Annotated in this window: 4 protein-coding genes; all 4 read right to left on the bottom strand. The window is 59.6% G+C overall.

Annotation, left to right across the window (positions count from 1 at the left end; all coding sequences use genetic code 11):
* On the bottom strand, nucleotides 1-646 hold a 646-nt coding region (locus tag DOU54_RS28555), incomplete at its 3' end, for a plasmid mobilization protein (protein ID WP_502695969.1).
* Between the two features lie 133 nt (nucleotides 647-779).
* Nucleotides 780-974, bottom strand: coding sequence for a ProQ/FINO family protein (locus tag DOU54_RS28480; protein ID WP_502695970.1), 195 nt, complete (start codon nucleotides 972-974; stop codon nucleotides 780-782).
* A 33-nt stretch (nucleotides 975-1,007) separates the two neighbouring features.
* The gene (locus tag DOU54_RS16975) at nucleotides 1,008-1,823 is read right to left on the bottom strand and encodes a DUF6118 family protein (RefSeq protein WP_225246632.1); all 816 of its coding nucleotides are present in this window, start codon (nucleotides 1,821-1,823) and stop codon (nucleotides 1,008-1,010) included.
* Nucleotides 1,824-1,834: 11 nt separating this feature from the next.
* Nucleotides 1,835-4,961, bottom strand: a 3,127-nt coding sequence (traA, locus tag DOU54_RS16970) for a Ti-type conjugative transfer relaxase TraA (protein ID WP_286079929.1), incomplete at its 5' end; no start/stop codon positions are given.

The following is a 4,961-nucleotide window of genomic DNA, read 5'->3' as shown; positions in this document are numbered from 1 at the left end:
CTCCTTCGAAGGCGACAGCATCCGTGCCGGCACGCGCGGACATGATCACGTGCTTCACGTCACGGCTCTTGCGACTGTGCAGCTCATCCCGCCATTCCTTTTGCACCAGGTCGCCCGCAGCCTTGTCATCGGGAATCGAACATCCCTGATCGTCTCGAACGTCGTTCCACTGCGCGATCAGGTCTCGCAACTTGGCAGCGCCATATTCCACGCCATTGCCATAGCCTGTGAACGAGAAAGCTGCGGGGGCCTCTTTCGCAACAGCGCTGGCGTTAAAGCGCTCCTGAACGATGGCGGCCGCCTTCGCGTCAGCCGTCAGCCTCTCGCCCTGCCCGCTGCGCAACACAACATAGCCTTCGACCTTCAGCGATCCGTCGTTTCGGGTTTCGACAGAGTAAGCGTAGCGTCGATCACCAAAGCCACTGCTGATGCCTATCATCCGCATATCTTCGAGCAATGCGGCCATGATCAACCTGTCTTCCGCAGTCAGAATAGGTCGAACGCCAGCACCCTCGAGGAGCAAAGAACGGAAAAAAGCAGACACACTCATACCGGCCGACCTGGCCGCTTCTTCGATAGCCGAATGCTCTGCATCGCTGACGCGGACGTTGATTAGACGCTCCTTGCGTTGCTTGGCTGTCGGCACTTCGATTGTGTCCTCACTCATCAATCAACTAGGCCTTCCTGGAGCTTTGCGACCCTCATCGTGGGCTTGTCCCACGATCGCAATGCAAAATGTAAAACATTTTTGCGTATGTCGGTTGGCTGCGCACCACGTCTCACCCGCGCTTCAGGCGCCGTGCACTCACAATCAGATAAGACTGCCGCGCATGAGCACGGTCTTCATCGCTGACCAGGGCTACGGACTCGCCATTGATCTCATGGCGCATACAGTCATCCTGAGACAAGGCTTGCAGATACTGAGCGCTGTAGGCGTAGCGTCGAAGCGCCTTGCGAAGGTCTTTCAGCTTGATCGACCCCGGCCGGTCTGGCAGAAGTTAGATCATTCATTGCTGCGTCTCCGGCGCCGGAACCGTGACGGTGCATTTCTGGTCCTTTCTCATCTTTTCTGCCTTTGCTAGGCATTTGGCGACCGCCTCACCCCCGGCATCGTAGAACCGAGCACCCCATGACATCTTCTGGAGCGTAAAGGGATCAACCGACGAGATCATGTCACTACCAGCATCGATGCGATTTTTGCCCATAACGAGGGCTGCCACGTGTGTATCGGCGGAGAAGGGCAGGAAGCGCGGCAAGGCAACGAGCAGGAACGCCCCGACGATCACGCCGGTGACAGCAGCAACCCACATCCTAAAATCCTGATCCTTGCGATGGAAGGCTTGGGCGTTGCGGGAGGCCAGAACCGTGCTGATGCGCTCAAGGTCTAACGCCTGGCGCTCGAGTGCCTTGACGGCATCGCGCACCAACCCCTCGCTGGTCCGCTCGAGGATACGAGCCTGATGCTCTGCACTTTGCCGCAGAAGCGGCAATTGTTCGACGGCGTGAAGCCGCTCTGTCACAAGGACAAGCCCTTGCGTCAGCTGACTGAGATCGGCGCTATAGTCGATGGGCGCCCCTTGCCGTTCGAACTGATCGAGCGCTGTCTCTACACCTCTGCGGATAGTGGTCATCTCCCGGGTGAGATCGCCGGCAAGACTTTCGACAGTTTCGCGCAGCGCCTCAAAGGCTGCAGCTGGATCGCCGGCGTCAACATCATCCTCGCCAGTTTCGTGAGAAACTACTCCTGTTTGGCGCTCAGGAAGTCTGGCTCCCTCAAGCTCCTCGACACTGTGCTCGAACGGATCGCGATTGTCTGGCGGCATGCCCTCTCCTTCTATCGCTCAATGCCTTGGGTCTGGCTGCGGCCCTGGGTGAGCTGGCGCTCCATTTCACGTGCCAGGCTCTGCTCTCGAGCCAGATGGCTGACTCCGAGCTCCTGTGCCCGGCGGCGCAGGGTGGATTGCAGCTGCGGATCGCGCTTCAGGCTCTGGCTCATCTGCCGCATCTCGCCCTCGAGCTTGCCACGCGCCTCACCATGCTGGGCCCCGCGCAGCTCCTGGCGCTCAGCCTTGAGTTCGCTCCAGCGCTGAATGAATCGTTCGGCCCGCATGTTCGGATCGGCTTGATGTACACGTTCTCTCTCCATGCCAGAGACGAGCAAGTCGACCCGCTCGCGACCGGACCGCTCGGTCATGGCCTCCGATGTCTTTGGATCATATTGCATGGCTGACCGGATAAGCGCGTGTGAACCCGGCCGCACCTGCTCCAGATCGTCAGCGGCGAGGCGATAGGCCTGCATCTGCCCTTCAAGAATCGACAGGTTCTGCTGCAGCTGCCTGTCTATGCGGCTATAGGCTTGGGCATAACGGTCGACAGCCTGCTCAAACGCAGACATCGCCCGCACCCGCTCAGACAGACGATCACTGGAAGTTCGCTCTAGCACCTGCCGGCCGGTTTCTCGTGAAGGCCGTTCTGCTTCACCACCCCGGCTTGCATTCAGCTTCAGCCCGTCAAACATGCTGCGCTTCGGCTGTTGCTCCTCAGTCGATTGGTAGTCGCTATGTTCGGACGAACTTGGCAAAAGCCGCTGGCCAGTCCTCTCCTTATCCGACCGTAGATCGGCTCCCTCTGTCGGGATTTCTATCCTGATCTCGCTGCGGACGCCGATCGGCTCTGCCATACCCCGACGTTCGGCGAACTGACGCTCGGCAGAGCCTTCCGTATAGTCGAGCGTCGTCTCCTTGACCCCAGATCGCGACAGACGCTCTGCAAGCTGGCTATAGGCAAGCTCATTGGCATCTTGAACCCGCCAAGCATTACGATGTGTCTCAGTCCCATCGGGAAGCGTCACCGGCACAGAGCCCTCATACTTCAGGCCAATCGTGGCACCAATATCAGCACCGGCTTGCTTGATCGCCGCTTGCAGCCCCACACCCCACGTCGTCTGCCGCTCACCCTGGGCTGTCTCAAGCGTCACAAAGTAGCTGCCACGATTGCCCGCCTTGTGCTCGAACGGTGCCACACCATGCTCCACCAGCTTACCGGCAACGAGGTGCTGGCCAGACTTTCGACCGGCAAACTCCTCCTGGCTCGCATAGAGTTTAACGCCATCGCGATGCCGGGTCATGGAAACATAGGTCAAATGTCGATCCATGGTACCCGAAGCCATCACAAAGGCACGATCGACCGTCGCACCCTGGTTCTTGTGGATCGTCGTCGCATAACCGTGATCGAATGCCCGGTAGCTGTCGGTGGGAATGCTGACACTGTCGCCGCCCCGCCCATCAAGCTTGGCGATGATCCTGTTTTCCGCGACATGCTCGACCGTGCCAAGCATGCCGTTCTTGACACCAACCTCGCGATCATTCTCCAGGAAGACAATCCGGTCGCCTTCGGCAAAATCGCGTTTTCCATCATTCGTCTGGTAGGTGAAGGTCGGGCGCTCGTTACGCTGGTCATGAAGGCCAAGATCTTCCGCCCCCGTATGACCCTGCCTTGCCCCGATCGCATCCGCCGGCTTCACCATCGCCAGCTCGCCCCGCGCCTGCAGCTCAGCCCGGATCCCCTCATTGATCGCCAGCACATCAACCCGGCGATGCGCCATCGCAACCCGTGTGCCATCAGGACGGCCATCACGATCGGCAAGATAATCTCGCACGATCTCTGAGAGCACCTCATCGCGCGTCGTCGCAAACCTGACATTGCCGTGATCGCAATAGGCAGCCAATCCCTCGGCCGTCTTATGCGTGGCAAAGGACACAGACGCTTCTCGCTGCCAGTCCTCGCGCTGACGCCTGATATCGGAAAGTTCAGCATAACCTATTTGCTCGGCAATCGCTCTAAACGGTGCCCCCGCCCCGATCGCCTGAAGCTGCTCATGATCGCCGACAAGAACGAGCTTGGCGCCACGCTGTTCGACCTCGTTGACGAAGCGCGCGAGCTGACGGCTTCCCACCATGCCCGCCTCGTCGATGACGAAGACATCGCCGCGGCCAATCTGGTTCCTGTCCCGCTCCCATCCATGAGACCATGAAGCCAGGGTCCGGCTCTCGATGCCGGAACTTTCTTCTAAACCTTCAGCCGCTTTACCCGACAAGGCCGCACCATGCACACGGTAGCCTTGAGCCTCCCAAGCCTCGCGCGCAGCCGCCAGCATCGTCGACTTGCCAGCGCCTGCAAAGCCGACGACCGCGGCCACCCGCTCTGGCCCCGTGATGTGTTCAATCGCTCGTCGCTGTTCATCAGAAAGCCGTGCAGAACTGTCGCCGGAGCTTGTGCGGATCGCAGCGTCCTGCTTTGCTATTGCTCGATCGACATATGGACGATCAACGCCATGGCTGCGCGCCTGCCGCAACAGTTCTGCGCGATCAGCCATGGCGCTTTCGATCTCAACCATCTCGCGCGTCGAGTACTTCGCAAGCTCAACCTCGCCCGTCTCCCCGTCCACGCGCTCCGCCTGTAGCTCGGTCAAGGCCGGCGACGCCATGACTGCGGCAAACGCATTCTGGAACGCCTGCGCATCGTCATTGATGTAGCGATGCAGCATGCGCGCCACATCATGCCGATCAAAAACGCTCTTCTCCGCTATGATCAGCGCCAGAACTTGCTCCGGCTTCTCCCGGATCAGATCAGCATTCTTAGACGCAGCTTCCGTATCCAACCGCGTCCGGTCAACGCCGCCCTCTCGTCGCTGGATCTGCGTAGCGTGAACACCCATATGCGCCGTCGGCGAAATCTCAAGTCCCCGCTCCTCATGCGAGCGATGATCAATCCAGATATCCAGACCCTCACGGGCAAGCTGACGATTAGCAATCCCCTCCCACGCCTGCCGGATGTCGCGAAGCTGCATGTCCGTCGTTGCCATGCCATTTGCCAACAAACGCCCATTCTTGTGCTCAAGAAAGGTCTTGCTCCCAAGACCGCCCTCACCCACCTGACGCGTTGTCACCATCACATGCGCA

It is taken from the genome of Agrobacterium sp. MS2, assembly GCF_003261015.1.
GTDB classification, from domain to species: Bacteria; Pseudomonadota; Alphaproteobacteria; order Rhizobiales; family Rhizobiaceae; genus Agrobacterium; species Agrobacterium pusense.
This window is presented reverse-complemented; position numbering and strand designations above follow the sequence as displayed.

Excerpts from the sequence above, each read along its gene's own strand:
- DOU54_RS16975 (WP_225246632.1), bottom strand. The coding sequence starts at position 1,823 with ATGCCGCCAGACAATCGCGATCCGTTCGAGCACAGTGTCGAGGAGCTT.